At 69.8% G+C, this 15,293-nt stretch carries 18 protein-coding genes; 12 read left to right on the top strand and 6 right to left on the bottom strand.

What is annotated here, in order from left to right:
- Positions 1-2: 2 nt before the first annotated feature.
- Positions 3-665, bottom strand: a complete 663-nt coding sequence (locus tag HXX10_RS19610) for a chloramphenicol acetyltransferase (RefSeq protein WP_296524528.1) — start codon at positions 663-665, stop codon at positions 3-5.
- 181 nt (positions 666-846) lie between these two features.
- Between HXX10_RS19610 and phnC the strand changes: the two genes are divergently transcribed.
- The 4 genes from phnC to phnE (HXX10_RS19590) all read left to right on the top strand — a co-directional run bounded on the left by phnC (position 847) and on the right by phnE (HXX10_RS19590) (position 4,449).
- Positions 847-1,662: a phosphonate ABC transporter ATP-binding protein gene (phnC, locus tag HXX10_RS19605; RefSeq protein ID WP_296524526.1), complete on the top strand. Its 816-nt coding sequence runs from the start codon at positions 847-849 to the stop codon at positions 1,660-1,662.
- A gap of 57 nt (positions 1,663-1,719) precedes the next feature.
- Positions 1,720-2,634, top strand: a complete 915-nt coding sequence (gene phnD, locus HXX10_RS19600) for a phosphonate ABC transporter substrate-binding protein (RefSeq protein ID WP_296524525.1) — start codon at positions 1,720-1,722, stop codon at positions 2,632-2,634.
- 70 nt (positions 2,635-2,704) lie between these two features.
- On the top strand, positions 2,705-3,589 hold the full coding sequence (phnE, locus tag HXX10_RS19595) for a phosphonate ABC transporter, permease protein PhnE (protein ID WP_296524524.1): 885 nt from the start codon (positions 2,705-2,707) through the stop codon (positions 3,587-3,589).
- On the top strand, positions 3,586-4,449 hold the full coding sequence (phnE, locus tag HXX10_RS19590) for a phosphonate ABC transporter, permease protein PhnE (RefSeq protein ID WP_296524522.1): 864 nt from the start codon (positions 3,586-3,588) through the stop codon (positions 4,447-4,449). The genes phnE (HXX10_RS19595) and phnE (HXX10_RS19590) overlap by 4 nt, the downstream gene beginning before the upstream one ends.
- 9 nt (positions 4,450-4,458) lie before the next feature.
- On the opposite strand, the gene phnF is transcribed toward phnE (HXX10_RS19590), so the two are convergent.
- Positions 4,459-5,166: a phosphonate metabolism transcriptional regulator PhnF gene (gene phnF / locus HXX10_RS19585; protein WP_296524564.1), complete on the bottom strand. Its 708-nt coding sequence runs from the start codon at positions 5,164-5,166 to the stop codon at positions 4,459-4,461.
- 192 nt (positions 5,167-5,358) lie between these two features.
- Here phnF and phnG point away from each other — a divergent pair, with 192 nt between their 5' ends.
- From phnG to HXX10_RS19545, 8 genes are read left to right on the top strand one after another with little or no spacing between them, the layout of a single operon-like run.
- On the top strand, positions 5,359-5,814 hold the full coding sequence (phnG, locus tag HXX10_RS19580) for a phosphonate C-P lyase system protein PhnG (protein ID WP_296524563.1): 456 nt from the start codon (positions 5,359-5,361) through the stop codon (positions 5,812-5,814).
- 1 nt (position 5,815) lies between these two features.
- Positions 5,816-6,412, top strand: a complete 597-nt coding sequence (gene phnH, locus HXX10_RS19575; protein ID WP_296524521.1) for a phosphonate C-P lyase system protein PhnH — start codon at positions 5,816-5,818, stop codon at positions 6,410-6,412.
- A 1-nt stretch (position 6,413) separates the two neighbouring features.
- Complete coding sequence (locus tag HXX10_RS19570) at positions 6,414-7,550, top strand: carbon-phosphorus lyase complex subunit PhnI (protein WP_296524520.1); 1,137 nt, start codon at positions 6,414-6,416, stop codon at positions 7,548-7,550.
- The gene (locus tag HXX10_RS19565; RefSeq protein ID WP_296524519.1) at positions 7,547-8,446 is read left to right on the top strand and encodes an alpha-D-ribose 1-methylphosphonate 5-phosphate C-P-lyase PhnJ; all 900 of its coding nucleotides are present in this window, start codon (positions 7,547-7,549) and stop codon (positions 8,444-8,446) included. Before HXX10_RS19570 ends, HXX10_RS19565 begins: the two co-directional genes overlap by 4 nt.
- Entirely contained in the window at positions 8,439-8,909 is a 471-nt protein-coding gene (locus HXX10_RS19560) for a GNAT family N-acetyltransferase (RefSeq protein ID WP_296524518.1), read from the top strand. Before HXX10_RS19565 ends, HXX10_RS19560 begins: the two co-directional genes overlap by 8 nt.
- Positions 8,906-9,688 (top strand): phosphonate C-P lyase system protein PhnK, encoded by a 783-nt coding sequence (phnK, locus tag HXX10_RS19555; RefSeq protein ID WP_296524517.1) that lies wholly within the window; start codon positions 8,906-8,908, stop codon positions 9,686-9,688. Before HXX10_RS19560 ends, phnK begins: the two co-directional genes overlap by 4 nt.
- 9 nt (positions 9,689-9,697) lie before the next feature.
- Positions 9,698-10,393 (top strand): phosphonate C-P lyase system protein PhnL, encoded by a 696-nt coding sequence (gene phnL / locus HXX10_RS19550; RefSeq protein ID WP_296524515.1) that lies wholly within the window; start codon positions 9,698-9,700, stop codon positions 10,391-10,393.
- Positions 10,390-11,544: an alpha-D-ribose 1-methylphosphonate 5-triphosphate diphosphatase gene (locus HXX10_RS19545; RefSeq protein ID WP_296524514.1), complete on the top strand. Its 1,155-nt coding sequence runs from the start codon at positions 10,390-10,392 to the stop codon at positions 11,542-11,544. The genes phnL and HXX10_RS19545 overlap by 4 nt, the downstream gene beginning before the upstream one ends.
- Before the next feature lie 27 nt (positions 11,545-11,571).
- Here HXX10_RS19545 and HXX10_RS19540 read toward each other — a convergent pair whose 3' ends face one another.
- Genes HXX10_RS19540 through HXX10_RS19525 form a run of 4 tightly spaced genes read right to left on the bottom strand, consistent with a single transcriptional unit; the run spans position 11,572 to position 15,203 of the window.
- Positions 11,572-12,537: a tripartite tricarboxylate transporter substrate binding protein gene (locus HXX10_RS19540; RefSeq protein WP_296524513.1), complete on the bottom strand. Its 966-nt coding sequence runs from the start codon at positions 12,535-12,537 to the stop codon at positions 11,572-11,574.
- A gap of 41 nt (positions 12,538-12,578) precedes the next feature.
- Positions 12,579-13,346, bottom strand: coding sequence for an ABC transporter permease (locus tag HXX10_RS19535; protein ID WP_296524511.1), 768 nt, complete (start codon positions 13,344-13,346; stop codon positions 12,579-12,581).
- Complete coding sequence (locus HXX10_RS19530; RefSeq protein ID WP_296524509.1) at positions 13,343-14,137, bottom strand: ABC transporter ATP-binding protein; 795 nt, start codon at positions 14,135-14,137, stop codon at positions 13,343-13,345. Before HXX10_RS19530 ends, HXX10_RS19535 begins: the two co-directional genes overlap by 4 nt.
- 40 nt (positions 14,138-14,177) lie before the next feature.
- Positions 14,178-15,203 (bottom strand): ABC transporter substrate-binding protein, encoded by a 1,026-nt coding sequence (locus HXX10_RS19525; RefSeq protein ID WP_296524506.1) that lies wholly within the window; start codon positions 15,201-15,203, stop codon positions 14,178-14,180.
- Positions 15,204-15,293 lie beyond the last annotated feature (90 nt).

Below are 15,293 nucleotides of genomic sequence, written 5' to 3'. Positions count from 1 at the left end.
TCTCATGGTCCGACCGCCGAGATGGCGCGCTCCGCCGCCTCCGGTTCGTGCGCCTCGTACGTCTCCAGGAAGTCCTCGATATCGAGCCGCCGGAAATCCGGGAGCGCAGCGCGCAGGCGGTCGTGGTCCCAGTCCCACCAGGCGAGGTGCTGCAGCCGTGCCGCGATCTCCTCCGAAAAGCGCCGGCGCACCATCCGGGCCGGATTGCCGGCGACGATCGCGTAGTCCGGCACGTCCTTGGTGACGACCGCGCCGGCCGCGACCACGGCGCCGGTGCCGATGTTGCGACCGGCCAGCACGATCGCGCCATGGCCGATCCACACGTCGTGCCCGAGCGTGACGGCGTGGGTGCGCCGCCAGGCGAAGAACGCCTCGTCGTCGGCCTCGCCGGGAAAATAGGTGCTGGCCCGGTAGGTGAAATGCGCCTGGGTGGGCCGATGCATCGGATGGTTGCCCGGATTGATCCGCGTCATCGCTGCGATCGAGCAGAACTTGCCGATCGTCGCATAGGCGATGTCGCTGTCGTTGACGACGTAGGAGTAGTCGCCGAGCGCGACCTCGAGCAGCTTGGTTCGTGCCCCCACCTCGGTGTAGGCGCCGAGCCGGCTGTCGCCGACCGTCGCGGTCGGGTCGACGAGCGGCGTGGTCGAAAGGAGTTTTGTCATTGCGGTATCTGCGGCGTCCCGATCGAATGAACCGAGCCGATCGAGGCCATGCGCTGATCATGCTTTGATGACGGTCTGATGTCGATCGGATGACGATCGGCGCCGTCGACAAACGAGATCGTGAAAAGCCGTCACACGACTGTCGAGCGATCCCGCTAGTCATCAGGCGAGAGGATCGCCCATGCTCGTCGTCGAAGGCCTGACGCGTCGTTTCGGAAACCTCCATGCCGTGAGCGGCGCGAGCTTCGCGGTCGAGCGCGGCGCCTTCGTCGGCGTGATCGGGCCGTCCGGCGCCGGCAAGTCGACGCTGCTGCGCATGATCAATCGGCTGGTCGATCCGAGCGCCGGCCGCATCCGCTTCGACGGCCAGGACGTGACGGCGCTTACGGGCAGCGACCTGCGGCGCTGGCGGCGCCGCGCCGCGATGATCTTCCAGCAGTTCAACCTGGTCGGTCGGCTCGACGTGCTCACCAATGTGCTGATGGGCCGCATCGCCACGGTTCCGGCGTGGCGCTCGCTCGCCGGCCTGTGGCCGGACGACGACAAGCTGGTGGCGCTCTCGGCGCTCGAGCAGTTCGACATCGCGCCGCTGGCGGCGCGGCGCGCCGAGCATCTCTCCGGCGGCCAGCAGCAGCGCGTCGCCATCGCCCGCGCGCTCGTGCAGGAGCCCGAGATCATCCTCGCCGACGAGCCGATCGCCTCGCTCGATCCGCGCAACACCCGCGTCGTGATGGATGCGCTGCTGCGGATCAACAAGCATTTCGGCATCACGGTGCTGTGCAACCTGCATTCGCTCGACATCGCCCGCGCCTATTGCGACCGGCTGATCGGCATGGCGGCGGGACGGATCGTGTTCGACGGCGCGCCGGTCGCGCTCACCGACGCGCTCGCCCGCGACATCTACGGCCTCGACTCCGACCAGGTTCTGGACGGCGCCGCCCGCGCGCCGCAGCCGGATCTGCCCGAGGCGGCACTGGGCGAAGCCGCCGCGGCCTGAGGCCGCGCCGCAAACGTCCAGCTTCTCTTCGACATTCTGCAGCAGGAGACGCAAACCATGCTCGATCGTCGCACCCTCGTCGCCGGCGCGATGGCGCTCGCCGCCCTCGGCTCCGCCGTCCAGGCGCAGGACTACAAGGCCAAGTATCCGGAGCTGGTGTTCGCCAAGATCCCGGACGAGAACGCCTCCGGCACCACCGACCGCTGGACGCCCTTCGTCGCCTATCTCTCCAAGGAGCTCGGCGTGAAGGTGACGCTGCGCATCGCCAACGACTACGCCGCCGTGGTCGAGGGCCAGCGCGCCGGCAACATCCACATCGCCATGTACGGCCCTGCGTCGTACGCGCGCGCCTACATCACCGGTGCCCAGATCGAGCCCTTCGCCATCGAGGTCAGCGCCGACGGCACCAAGGGCTACTACTCGGTGCTCTACGTGAAGGCCGATTCGCCCTACAAGAGCGTGCAGGATCTCCAAGGCAAGAACCTCTGCCTGGTCGACCCGAACTCGACCTCCGGCAACAACGTGCCGCGCTACGCCATGAACAAGATGGGCATCGATCCGGAGGCCTTCTTCGGCAAGATCGTCTATGCCGGCAGCCACGAGAACGCGGTGATCGGCGTCCAGCAGGGCACCTGCGACGCCGCCTTCAACTGGTGGAACGACGAGACGGAGTCGAACCTCCTGCGCATGGCGCGCAAGAACATGGCCAAGGCCGAGGACTTCCGCATCGTCTTCAAGTCGGACCTGATCGTCAACTCGCCGATGGCCTATCTGACGACGCTCCCCGACAACCTCAAGGCGGCGATCCGCACCGCGGTGCTCGAGGTCGCGACCAAGGATCCGGCGGCCTTCAACGCGATCTACGAGGGCAAGCAGCTCCCCTTCGTGGCCGTCACCCACAAGGAGTACGAGCCGGTGGTCGAGCTGATCAAGTTCGTCGACGAGCTGCGCAAGAAGAAGCGCGCGTCCTGATGCGCCGATGAAAACGGGGCGGCGCCCGCCGCCCCGCTCACTGTGCACATCCCCGCTGTCAGCCCGCCCCATGGCCTCGACCCTCGTCCGGCTGCCGCCCGAGCAGGCCGCGCGTGCGCTCGACCACTACCGCGAGGCGGTGGGGGCGCGTCGCGCGCGCGTCGTGCTCGGCGTCGTGCTGCTCGCCGGCGCCATCGTGCTGGCCGGGATCGGCGGCGAGGTCGACATCGAGAAGTTTCTCGCCAACAGCCATCGGCTTCCCGCCTATGTGTGGAACCTGACGCCGCCGCTCGCGCTGGCGACGCTCGGTTCCGATCTCGCCGAATGGTTCTGGAATCTCGACGGCTGGCTGCTGCTGCTCGGCGACACGCTGCTGATCGCCTATCTGGGCACGCTGCTCGGCGCCGTCGGCGCCTTCGTGCTGTGCTTCGCCGCCAGCGCCAATCTCGAAAAGCGCCTGTGGCTGCGCTTCGCGGCGCGGCGTCTGCTCGAGTTCTGCCGCACCGTCCCGGAGCTGGTGTTTGCTCTGCTGTTCGTCATGGCGTTCGGCCTCGGCGCGCTGCCCGGCGTGCTGGCGCTCGCCATCCACACCATGGGTGCGCTCGGCAAGCTGTTCGCCGAGGTGGTGGAGAATATCGACATGAAGCCGGTCGAGGGCGCGGTCGCCACCGGCGCCGGCCGGCTCACCAGCATCCGCTTCGCCGTGCTGCCGCAGGTGCTGTCGAACTTCGCCTCCTACGCGCTGCTGCGCTTCGAGATCAATGTGAGGAGCGCCGCCGTGATGGGCTTCGTCGGCGCCGGCGGCATCGGGACCGACCTGATGGTGGCGATCCGCAAGTTCTACTACACGGACGTCTCCGCCATGCTGCTGCTGATCATCGCCACCGTGATGATCATCGATCTCGCCACCGAGCAGCTCCGCCATCGGCTGATCGGCCTGGAGCAACGCCCGTGAGCCCGCTTCGCCGAATTGCCGTGGCCAATGCCGACGCGCTCCGGGCCCGCCATTCCGACCTGTTCGACGGCGTGCTCGCCCGGCGGCTGACCGCAATCGCCGTCGTCGTCGTCCTGGCGGCACTGGCTGCGCTCGCGGTGTGGCGGCTCGACGTCTCGCTCGCCCGGTTCGGCAGCGGCCTGGTGCAGATCGCCAATATCGTCGGAGCGATGTTCCCGCCGACGCCGGGGACGCATCTGGTCGTTTTCCTGCATGCGCTCGCCGAGACGTTGGCGATCGCCTTTCTCGGCACGCTGATCGCGGCCGCGATCGCATTTCCGCTCGGCCTGCTCGCGGCCAAGAACGTCATCCCCAACGTCTTCGCCCACTTCGCCGTGCGGCGCCTGCTCGACACGGTGCGGGGCGTCGACGTGCTGATCTGGGCCCTGATCTTCATCAACGTGGTCGGGCTCGGGCCGTTCGCCGGTATTCTCGCCATCGCGGCCTCCGACACCGGCTCGTTCGGCAAGCTGTTTTCCGAAGCGATCGAGAACGCCGACCGGAAGCCCGTCGAGGGGGTGGTCGCGGCGGGCGGATCGGCGCTGCATGCGGTGCGCTACGGCCTGGTCCCGCAGGTGGTGCCGGTGATCGCCAGTCAGGTGCTCTATTATTTCGAGTCCAACACGCGCTCCGCCACCATCATCGGGATCGTCGGGGCCGGCGGCATCGGGCTGCACCTCGCCGAGCAGATCCGGGTGCTGGAGTGGGGCCAAGTCGCGTTCCTGGTGCTGCTGATCCTGGTCACGGTCGCGGTGATCGACTGGGTGTCGGGCCGGCTGCGCTTCGCGATCATCGGCCGCAGCACGGTCGGGGCTGGCTGACGCCGGGGCTCAGCTCTCGATCACCAGCTCGACCCGCTCGGCGGCGAAGCGCGCCCGGGTGGTGAGGACCGGCCTGCCTGCATGATCGACGTCGACGCTGTCGACCAGCAGGATCGGGCTGCCCGGCCGCAGGTCGAGCCGCGCCGCGTCGCCGAGGTCGACGGCGCCGGCCGTCACCCGCGTGCTGGCGCGCCGATAGTCCTTCACGCCGAGCTGCGCCAGCGTCGCCGTGATGGAGCGCTTCGCCGCATAGATTTTCGCCGCATCGGGAAATCGTCGCGCGCAAAGACATGTGGTGGCGATGCAGAGCGGCACCCGGTCGGCGTGCCGCATCAGCTCCAGCCGCACCACCAGGGCGCCGCGGGCGAGGCCGAGCCGCCGGGCGATCCCGGGCGGCGCCGGCTCGACGGCGCTGGCGATCAGCCGGCCGCCGGCCTGCCGGCCGCTGGCGCCGACGATCTGCGAGAAGCGCGTGCGCGCGCCGATCGGATAGGCGAGCCGCGGCGCCTCCACAAATGTGCCGCTGCCGCGCGCCGGCCGCACCAGGCCGCGCTCGCGCAACGCCGCCAGCGCGCGCCGCACCGTGTGGCGGTTGACCCGGTAGAGCTCGGCGATGTCCGTCTCGGCCGGCAGCTTGGTGCCGGTCGCGTAGGTGCCCCGCGAAATCTCGTCGGCGATCTGGTCGGCGACCTGGCGCCACAGCGTGACGCCCGGCATGGTCTCGGCGACCGCGGTCGTCGGGGCGGATCGAGGGCGACTGGAAACGGACCGCATCGGCCTGTCATCATTCGGTCGTAGGCGCGCGCTACGAAGTTGTCTAGTATCATAGACAACATGATCATGCCAGCCCAGACCGTGCATTCACCCTCCGATCCCGCCGCGACCGACGTCGCGACGAGCGACGTGTCGATGAGCGGCGTCTCGACAAACGGCGTCGCGATGCGGCGCGCCGTCATGGCCGTGCTGGTCGAGGCTTCGGCCACCGACCTCGCCGCTCTGGTGTCGCAGGTCGCGGTGCCGGAGCACGACATGATCCGGCGACCCGAGATCGGCCTCGTGATGGTGCAGGGCCGCGTCGGCGGCGACGGCCAGGCCTTCAATCTGGGCGAGGCCACCGTGACGCGGGCGGCCGTGCGGCTCGCCAGCGGCGAGACGGGATTTTCCTGCATGCTCGGGCGCGATCCCGAGAAGGCGCGCCTCGTCGCGCTGTGCGACGCGCTGGTGCAGACCGATGCGGCACCCGTGATCGAGCGCGCGGTCGTCGCGCCGCTGCGAGCGCGGCTCGCCGAGGTCCAAAAGCTCGCCGAGGCCCGCACGGCGGCGACACGGGTCGACTTCTTCACTCTGGTGCGCGGGGAGGACTGAGATGGGCGCGCTGCTCGCCGGCTTTGCCGATCCGGTGCTCGCCGCCCAGGCGACGTTCCGCGGCGTGATGGATGCGCTCGCGCGCCCGGGCACGATCGTGCCGTTGATCGACACGATTGCGGCCCCGGCGCCGCTTTCTGCTGCTGCCGCCGCCGCCGCCCTCACCTTGCTCGACGGCGACACGCCGGTTTGGCTCGATGCGCCGCTCGCCGCGCAGGCGGATGTCGCCGCATGGCTGCGCTTCCACACCGGCGCGCCCATCGTGTCGTCGCCGGCCGATGCGGCTTTCGCCATCGTCGCCGATCCCGAGCGGCTGCCGCCGTTCGAAAGCTTCGCCATCGGCAGCCTGGAGAATCCGGATTGCTCCGCGACCCTGATCCTGCAGGTGAGGAGCTTCGACGCCGGCGCGCCGCTCGCCGTCGCGGGACCCGGCATTGCCGACCGCGCGATCCTGAGGGCGGCGCCTTTGCCGAATGACTTTCCGGCCCGGCTGGTCGCCAACCGGGCAATGTTTCCGCGCGGCGTCGATCTGCTGCTGGTGACCGGCACCGCCGTCGCGGCGCTGCCGCGCTCGGTGACGCTGCTCGGGGAGGCCTGACATGTATGTCGCCGTGAAGGGTGGCGAGCGCGCCATCGAGAACGCGCACCGGCTGCTCGCGCACGAGCGGCGCGGCGACCGCAGTCTGCCGGAGATCACCACGGCGCAGATCGCCGAGCAGATGACGCTGGCGGTCGACCGGGTGATGACCGAGGGCTCGCTGTACGACCGCGAGCTCGCCGCGCTCGCCGTCAAGCAGGCGCGGGGCGACCTGATCGAGGCGATCTTCCTGCTGCGCGCCTTTCGCGCGACGCTGCCGCGCTTCGGTACGACGTTGCCGCTCGACACCGCGGCGATGCGGATCCGGCGGCGCATCTCGGCCGCCTTCAAGGATCTGCCTGGCGGTCAGGTGCTCGGCCCCACCTTCGACTACACGCACCGGCTGCTCGAGCCGTCATGCTCCGATCCGGCGGAGCCGGCGACCGCGGAGGCGGCCGCCGGGCCGACGCCGCGTGTCACCGATCTCCTGGCCGCCGACGATCTGATCGAGACGACGGCGCGGCCCGCTGGCGACGGTGGCGAGACGCCGCCCGGCGATCTCACCCGCGAGGCGCTGACCTTTCCGGCGGAGCGCGACCTCCGGCTGCAGAATCTCGCGCGCGGCGACGAGGGCTTTCTGCTGGCGCTCGGCTATTCGACGCAGCGCGGCTACGGCCGCACCCATCCGTTCGCCGGCGAGATCCGGCTCGGCGAGGTCGCGCTCGAATTCTTCGCCGAGGATGCCGGCTTCGCGCTGCCGCTCGGCCGCATCACCGTCACCGAGTGCCAGACCATCAACCAGTTCAAGGGCTCGGCCTCGACTCCGCCGCGCTTCACCCGCGGCTACGGGCTGGCCTTCGGCCACTGCGAGCGCAAGGCGATGAGCATGGCGTTGGTCGACCGCGCGCTGCGGGCGCGCGAGCTCGACGAGGAGGTCAAGGCGCCGGCCCAGGACGAGGAGTTCGTGCTGTCGCATTCCGACAACGTCCAGGCGACCGGCTTCGTCGAGCACCTGAAGCTGCCGCACTATGTCGACTTCCAGGCCGAGCTCGGCCTGGTGCGCCGCATGCGCCGCGATCACGAGGCGGCGAGCGGATCGTCGCGCGAGGCGTCGTCGGACGACCCTGCGCCGGAGCAGATCCGGGAGGCGGCGGAATGACCGTCACGTACAACTTCGCCTATCTGGACGAGCAGACCAAGCGGATGATCCGCCGCGCCATCCTGAAGGCGATCGCGATTCCGGGCTATCAGGTGCCGTTCGCCAGCCGCGAGATGCCGATGCCCTATGGCTGGGGCACCGGCGGCGTGCAGGTCACGGCCGCCATTCTCGGACCGACCGACATCCTCAAGGTGATCGACCAGGGCTCCGACGACACCACCAACGCGGTGTCGATCCGAAAGTTCTTCGGCCGCACCGCCGGCGTGCGCACCACGACCCGCACGGCGGATGCGACCGTGATTCAGACCCGCCATCGCATCCCCGAAACGCCGTTGCGGGACAACCAGGTGCTGGTGTTCCAGGTGCCGATCCCGGAACCGCTGCGCTTCCTCGAGCCGCGCGAGACCGAGACGCGGCGCATGCATGCGCTGGAGGAATACGGGCTCGTGCAGGTGAAGCTCTACGAGGACATCGCCCGCCACGGCCACATCGCCACCACCTACGCCTATCCGGTGAAGGTCGACGGCCGCTACGTGATGGACCCCTCGCCGATCCCGAAATTCGACAATCCGAAGATGAGCGATTGCCCGGCTCTGCAACTGTTCGGCGCCGGGCGTGAAAAGCGCATCTATGCGATTCCGCCGCACACGCGCGTCGCGTCGCTCGATTTCGACGACCATCCGTTCGAGCGCTGGCGCCATCCGGGCCGCTGCGCGCTGTGCGGCGCCGACGACAGCTTCCTCGACGAGGTGATCACCGACGACCACGGGACCCGGATGTTCGTATGCTCCGACACGGATTTTTGCGAGGCGCGGCGGGCGGCCGGGCACGGCCCAGATGCGCCCGGTGCCACTGCGCCCGATCCGGCGCGTGGGACGGAGGCGAGCCATGGCTGAGGCGGAGGTTCTCGACATCCGCGCCGCGCAAGACGCGGATCTGCCGGCCGTGCTGGCCCTCTATGCGCAGCCGGACTTCGACAATGGCGACGTGCTCTCGGATGACGAGGCGGAAGAGATCTTCCGGCGCTTCCAAAGCTATCCCGACTACACGCTCTATGTCGCCGTCGAGGCAGGCGCCGTGGTCGGCAGCTTCGCGCTGCTGGTGATGGACAATATCGGCCATCGCGGCGCGCCCTCGGCGATCGTCGAGGACGTGGTGGTGACGCCGCACGCGCAGGGGCGTGGCATCGGCGCGGCGATGATGCGCTTCGCGCTGGCGCGCTGCCGCGACAAGGGCTGCTACAAGCTGATGCTGTCGTCGAACGCGCGGCGCGAGGCCGCGCACGCCTTCTACGAGGGGCTCGGCTTCACGCGCCACGGCTACAGCTTCCGGGTCGACATCGCCGAGGCCGCGCCATGAACGGTGCCGACGAGCCGCTGCTGATCGCCGAGGGCCTCACCAAATGGTACGGCCGCCAGCTCGGCTGCCGAGACGTGTCCTTCGACATTCACGAGGGCGAGGTGCTGGCCGTGGTCGGCGAGTCCGGCTCGGGCAAGTCGACGCTGCTGCAGATTCTCTCCAGCTTGATGACGCCCGACGCCGGCTGCGTGCGCTACCGTATGCGCGACGGCGTCACTCGCGACATCGCCGCGCTGACCGAGGCGGAGCGCCGCTTTCTGTTCCGCACCGATTGGGGCTATGTCCACCAGGATCCGGCGGCCGGCCTGCGCATGGCGGTGTCGGCCGGCGCCAATGTCGGCGAGCGGCTGATGGCGATCGGAGCGCGCCACTACGGCCGCATCCGCGGCAGCGCGCTCGACTGGCTGGCCCGGGTCGAGATCGATCCGGACCGCATCGACGAGACGCCCCAAAACTATTCGGGCGGCATGCGCCAGCGCCTGCAGATCGCCCGCAACCTCGTCACCGCTCCGCGCCTCGTCTTCATGGACGAGCCGACCGGCGGCCTCGACGTCTCCGTGCAGGCGCGCCTGCTCGATCTCCTGCGCGGCCTCGTCGCCGAGCTCGGCCTCGCCGCGATCGTGGTCACGCACGATCTCGCGGTGGCGCGCCTTCTGTCGCAGCGCATGCTGGTGATGAAGGGCGGCGCCGTGATCGAGAGCGGGCTGACCGACCAGGTGCTCGACGATCCGCGCGAGGCCTATACGCAGCTCCTCGTCTCCTCCATCCTGCCGCCCTGAGGACCCGCCATGGCCGCGCTGGCGCTCTGCGGAGCCGAGAAGACCTTCACGATGCATCTGCGCGGCGGCATGCGCCTGCCGGTCGTCGCCGGCGTGGAGTTTTCCGTCGAGCCCGGCGAATGCGTCGTGCTGGCCGGCCCGTCCGGCGCCGGCAAGTCGTCGATCCTGAGGATGATCTGGGGCACCTATCGGTGCGACCGCGGCGCGATCCTGGTGCGGGACGGCGCCGCGATGGTCGATGTCGCTGCCGCGACGGCGCGCGAGATCCTGCGGCTGCGCAGCCGGGTGATCGCCAGCGTCAGCCAGTTCCTCCGCGTGGTGCCGCGCGTGCCGGCCCTCGACGTCGTCGCCGAGCCGCTCGGCCGCGCCGCCGACGAGGAGCCGCGCGCCGCGGCGGAAGCGATGCTGCGCCGGCTGAACGTTCCGGAGCGGCTGTGGTCGCTGCCGCCGGCCACCTTCTCGGGCGGCGAGCAGCAGCGCATCAACATCGCCCGCGGTTTCCTCCCCGAGCGGCCGATCCTGCTGCTCGACGAGCCGACCGCCTCGCTCGATGCCGCCAACCGGGCCCGGGTGGTGGAGCTGATCGGCGAGAAGAAGCGCCGGGGCACCGCCGTCGTCGCCGTCGTCCACGACGACGACGTGCGCACCAGGATCGCCGACCGGATCGTCGACGTCACCCAGTTCACCAAGCCGAGCGAGCCATGACCGAACCGCACGACCTGCTGCTGACCGAGGCCCGCCTGGTGCTCGCCGACTGGACGATCGAGCGGGGCTGGGTCGCCGTCTCCGGCGGCCGCATCGTCGAGATCGGCGAGGGCAAGGCGCCGGAGCGCGGCGAGGCGCTCGACGGCGATCTCCTGATGCCCGGGCTGGTCGAGCTTCACACCGATCATATCGAGGCGCATTTCATGCCGCGCCCCAAGGTGAATTGGCCGCCGGGCGCCGCCGTCGTGGCCTATGACGGGCAGATCGCGGTCAGCGGCATCACCACGGTGCTTGATTCGCTGCGGGTCTGGCGGGAGGAGGGTGCCGAGGAGGTCGACGGCGAGGCGGCGACGCTCGCCCGCGCCATCGCCGAGGCGCGCGACGCCGGGCTCCTGCGGGTCGACCACTTCCTGCATCTGCGCTGCGAGGTGCCGATGCCGCATTCCGTCGCCGAGGCCGCGGAGCTGATCGACCGCCCGGACGTGCGGCTGCTCTCGTTGATGGACCACACGCCGGGTCAGCGGCAGTTCCGCGACGAGGAGAAGCTGCGCACCTATTACCGCGGCAAGAAGGCCGGCGCGACCGATGCCGAGCTCGACGTGCTGTTCGCCCGGCGCGTCGCGTTCCAGGCGGCGCATGCCGAGCCGAACTATCGCGCGTTGGTCGAGCTGGCGCGGACGCGAAACATCCCCTTGGCGAGCCACGACGACACCACGCTCGACCATGTCGACGACGCGATCCGCGACCGCATCGCCATCGCCGAGTTCCCGACCACGCCGGAGGCGGCCGAGGCCCTGCATGCGGCCGGCGTCCGCGTCCTCATGGGGGCGCCCAATCTGGTGCGCGGCGGCTCGCATTCGGGCAATGTCGCGACCGCGGACCTGGCCCGCGCCGGGCTGCTCGACATCCTGTCGTCCGACTATGTGCCGTCGAGCCTGCTCGCTGCGGTGCTGCGGCTGCCTGATGTCGTCCCGGAGATCGATCTGCCGGCCGCCGTGCGTACCGCGAGCAAGACGCCGGCCGAGGCGGTCGGCCTGACCGATCGCGGCGAGATTGCCGGCGGCAAGCGCGCCGACCTCATCCGGGTCCGCCGCGTCGGCGACGTCGCGGCGGTGCGCAGCGTCTGGTCCGCCGGCCGCCGGGTCGCGTGAGCGCGGCGGCGGAGCAGGCCGCCGCCGTCACTCCAGGCGGATCTTCGCGGTGTCGACGACGGTCTTCCACATCAGGGTCTCGCGGGCGATGCGGTCCGCCAGCGCCGCGGAGCCGGCCGCCGCGACGTCGACGCCGGCGGCGGCGAGCTTTTCGCGTACGTCCGGCGCGGTCAGGGCGGCCAGCGCGGCGCGCTCGATCTCGGCGCGGCGCGCCTCCGGCACGCCCTTGCCGGTGAGGAGCGCGAACCAGGCCGTTGCGTCGAAGCCCGGCAGTCCGGACTCGGCGATGGTCGGCACGTCGGGCAGCCGCGGGTCGCGCGCCGCCGTGGTCACGGCGATGGCCTTCAGCGTGCCGGCCTTGATCTGCGGCAGCGAGGCCGGCAGGTTGTCGAACATGAGCTGGATCTGGCCACCGAGCAGGTCGTTGAGGGCCGGCGCGCTGCCCTTGTAGGGCACGTGCAGCAGCGCGACGCCGGTGCGCTGGCGGAACATCTCGCCGATCAGATGGCCGTTGGAGCCGACGCCCTGCGAGCCGTAGCTGAGCGCGCCCGGCTTCGCCTTGGCGAGCGCGATCAGCTCCGGCACCGTATTGGCGCCCACGCCCGGATGGGCGACCAGCACATTGGCGACCTCGCCCGTGCCCGTGATCGGCGCGAGGTCGCGCTCGACGCTGTAGGGCAGGGTCGAATAGACCAGCGGATTGAGCGTCAGCCCGCTCGATGCGGTGGCGAGCAGCGTGTAGCCGTCCGGCGCGGCGCGCACCACCGCCATGACGCCGAGCGCGCCATTGGCGCCCGGACGGTTCTCCACCAGCACGGGCTGGCCCCACGTCTCGGAGAGCTTTTGGGCCACCACCCGGGCGATGATGTCGCTCGTCCCGCCCGCCTGGTAGGGCGACACGATGGTGACGGGGCGGGTCGGGAACTCCTCGGCGGTCGCGGGATGCGACGCCACGCTGGCCAACAACGCAAGGCAGGCGGCAAGCCGAATCATGATGTCTCTCCGAAACAGGCGGCCGGCCGTGCCGCTGCCGCTCAGTGATGTCCCCACGGCATCAGCACCCGCTCGGCCGCGACGACCACGAAGAACAGCACGATGCCGAGCACGCTCAGCCACACCAGCGCGGCCCAGGCGAGCGGCCCGTCGAGCTGCGCATTGGCCGACAGCAGCAGGTTGCCGAGGCCCTCGTTGGAGCCGACGAACTCGCCGATCACGGCGCCGATGACGGCGAGCGTCACGGCGACCTTGGCGCCCGAGATGATGAACGGCATCGCGGCGGGAAACTGCACCTTCCAGAAGGTCTGGCTGGGCGAGGCACTGACCGAGCGGGCGAGCTCCAGCAGCCCGGCCGGCGTCGCCTTCAGGCCGGTCGCGGTGTCGACCACCACGGGGAAGAACGCCACCAGGAAGGCGATGACCAGCTTCGATTCCATGCCGATGCCGAACCACACCAGGATGATCGGCGCCACCGCGACCTTGGGGATCGACTGGGTGGCGATCAGGATCGGATAGAAGGTGAGATTGAGGATCCGCGAGTTGGCCACGCACACCGCCAGCGGAATGCCGACCAGCAGCGCGAGAACGAAGCCGTAGACGGATTCTCTCAGGGTCGGCCAGGTCTGCGACAGCAGGATCTCGTGGTTCGCGGCGGTGGCGCGCGCGATGGCGAGCGGGCTCGGCAGCACGATCGGATTGACGGCGAAGGCCCAGACATAGCCCTGCCACAGCGCCAGCACGGCGACCATGCCGGCGATCGGATAGACGATGGATTCGAGCGTGCGGATGCTGGTGCGAAGCCTCATCGGGTGATCCCCAGGGCGATGCCGGCGCGATGCTCGAAGTCCGTGAAGGCGGTCTCGTAGCGCAGCGCGGGCGTGCGCGGATAGGGCAGGTCGACCTCGATATAGTCGGCGATGCGGGCCGGCCGCTTGCTGAAGGCGACGATCACGTCCGACAGGTACACGGCCTCGCTGATGCTGTGGGTGACGAACAGCGTGGTCGCGTTGGTGACGCGGCGGATCTCCAGCAGCAGATCGTGCATCTCCATGCGGGTCAGCTCGTCGAGCGCGCCGAACGGCTCGTCCATCAGGAGAAGTTTGGGGGCATGGACGAGGGCACGGCACAGCGCGGCGCGCTGCTGCATGCCGCCGGAGAGCTGCGAGGGCCGCGCATTCTCGAAGCCGGCGAGGCCGACGAGCTCCAGGAGCTCCATCGCGCGGCGCTTTGCGGCGGCGTCCTTGCGGCGCTGGATCTCCATCGGGAACAGGACATTGTCCAGCACGGTGCGCCACGGCATCAGATTGGCCTGCTGGAACACGAAGCCGAAATCCGGCTGCGGTCGCGTCACCTGCCGGCCGCGGATCTCGACCACGCCGTAGGTCGCCTCGGCGAGCCCGGCGACGATCTTCAGGAAACTCGTCTTGCCGCAGCCGCTGGGGCCGAGCAGGCTGACCAGCGTGCCCTCCTTCAGATCGAACGAAATGTCCTCGATTGCGACCAGGCGCTTGCTGTCGTCCTGGAGGAATTCCTGGTGGACGTTGCGGAAGCGCCCGAACGCCCGGGCGGCCTCCGCCGCCGGGGAACTGTCGGTCATCGGCTGGGGGACCTGCGCGAGCATCCTCGGCCGCCCGCCCTCACGGCTTCACCGGCTGCGCCGGCAAGAAGCTCGTGTCGTAGAGATCGGCCGCCGTCGGCACCGCGCCGCTGACGCCGATATATTTCACCGTGAAATCCAGGCTCTTCTGCATCTTGGCCGGGTCGATGGTGCCGAGGCCGTTCTTCTCGGTATCGGGCGTGATGGCCAGCGCGCGCAACACCTCGATCTCCGGCACGATCGACTCCTCCTTCAGGCCGACCACCATCTTGCTCTGCAGCTCGGCCGCCTTCTGCGGGTTGTCGAAGGTGAACTTCCAGCCCTTCAGGGCGGCCCGAACGAATTTCTTCACGAGGTCCGGATTGGCCTTCAGATACTCGTCCTTGGCGGCGATGCCGTTCGAGTAGAGATCGAGGCCGTGATCGGCGAGCAGGAAGGTCGTCAGCGTCGCGCCGGAGTTTTTCGCGCCCGCCTCCAGGCCGGGCTTCGCCATCACGAAGAACTCGATGGCCGGCACCTGGGCCGTCATCAGCATGCTGGCGCGGGCCGGCGGCGCGACGTTGGTGATCTGCAGCTTGGCCGGGTCGAGGCCCTGCTGGGCCATGAAGCCCTGGATGATCTTCGGTGTGAAGCTGCCGGCGCCGCTGCCGAGGCTCAGGCCTTCGAGCTGCTTCGCCGTGGTGACGTTGGCGCCCTTGGCGAGCGAGAAGATCGCATAGGGCGATTTCTGATAGTTCACCGCGACCATCTTCAGGGTCGCGCCGCCGGCCCGCCCGAGCACCAGCGCCGGGACGTCGACGAAGCCGATGTCGGCGGCGCCCGACTGCACCGACTGGATCACCTCGGCCGTGCCCTTGCTCGGCACGATGGTGACGTCGAGGCCTTCGCCCTTGAAGTAGCCCTGGGCCACCGCGGCGTACCACGGGGCATGGCGGCCGAGCGGGATGAAGTCGAGCGCGAACGTCACCTTGGTGTCGGCCGCGCCGGCCGGCACGATGAGCGCCGCGACCGTGAGAACGGAGGCCGCCATACCGGCGCGAATGGCCGTGCTGAGCCGGTTGGACATCTGCTTCGAGCTCCTCTGCCAATGCCGCCGGCCGCAGCGCGGGGCGCTTTCCAAACGAGTTCGGTGAATGCCCGGCAGGACTCACCGCGA

Origin of the sequence: Rhodoplanes sp. (assembly GCF_013377085.1) — a bacterium.
Taxonomy (GTDB): Bacteria; Pseudomonadota; Alphaproteobacteria; order Rhizobiales; family Xanthobacteraceae; genus Rhodoplanes.
The sequence above is the reverse complement of the archived record's forward strand: the minus strand, read 5'-3'. Positions and strand labels throughout refer to the sequence as shown.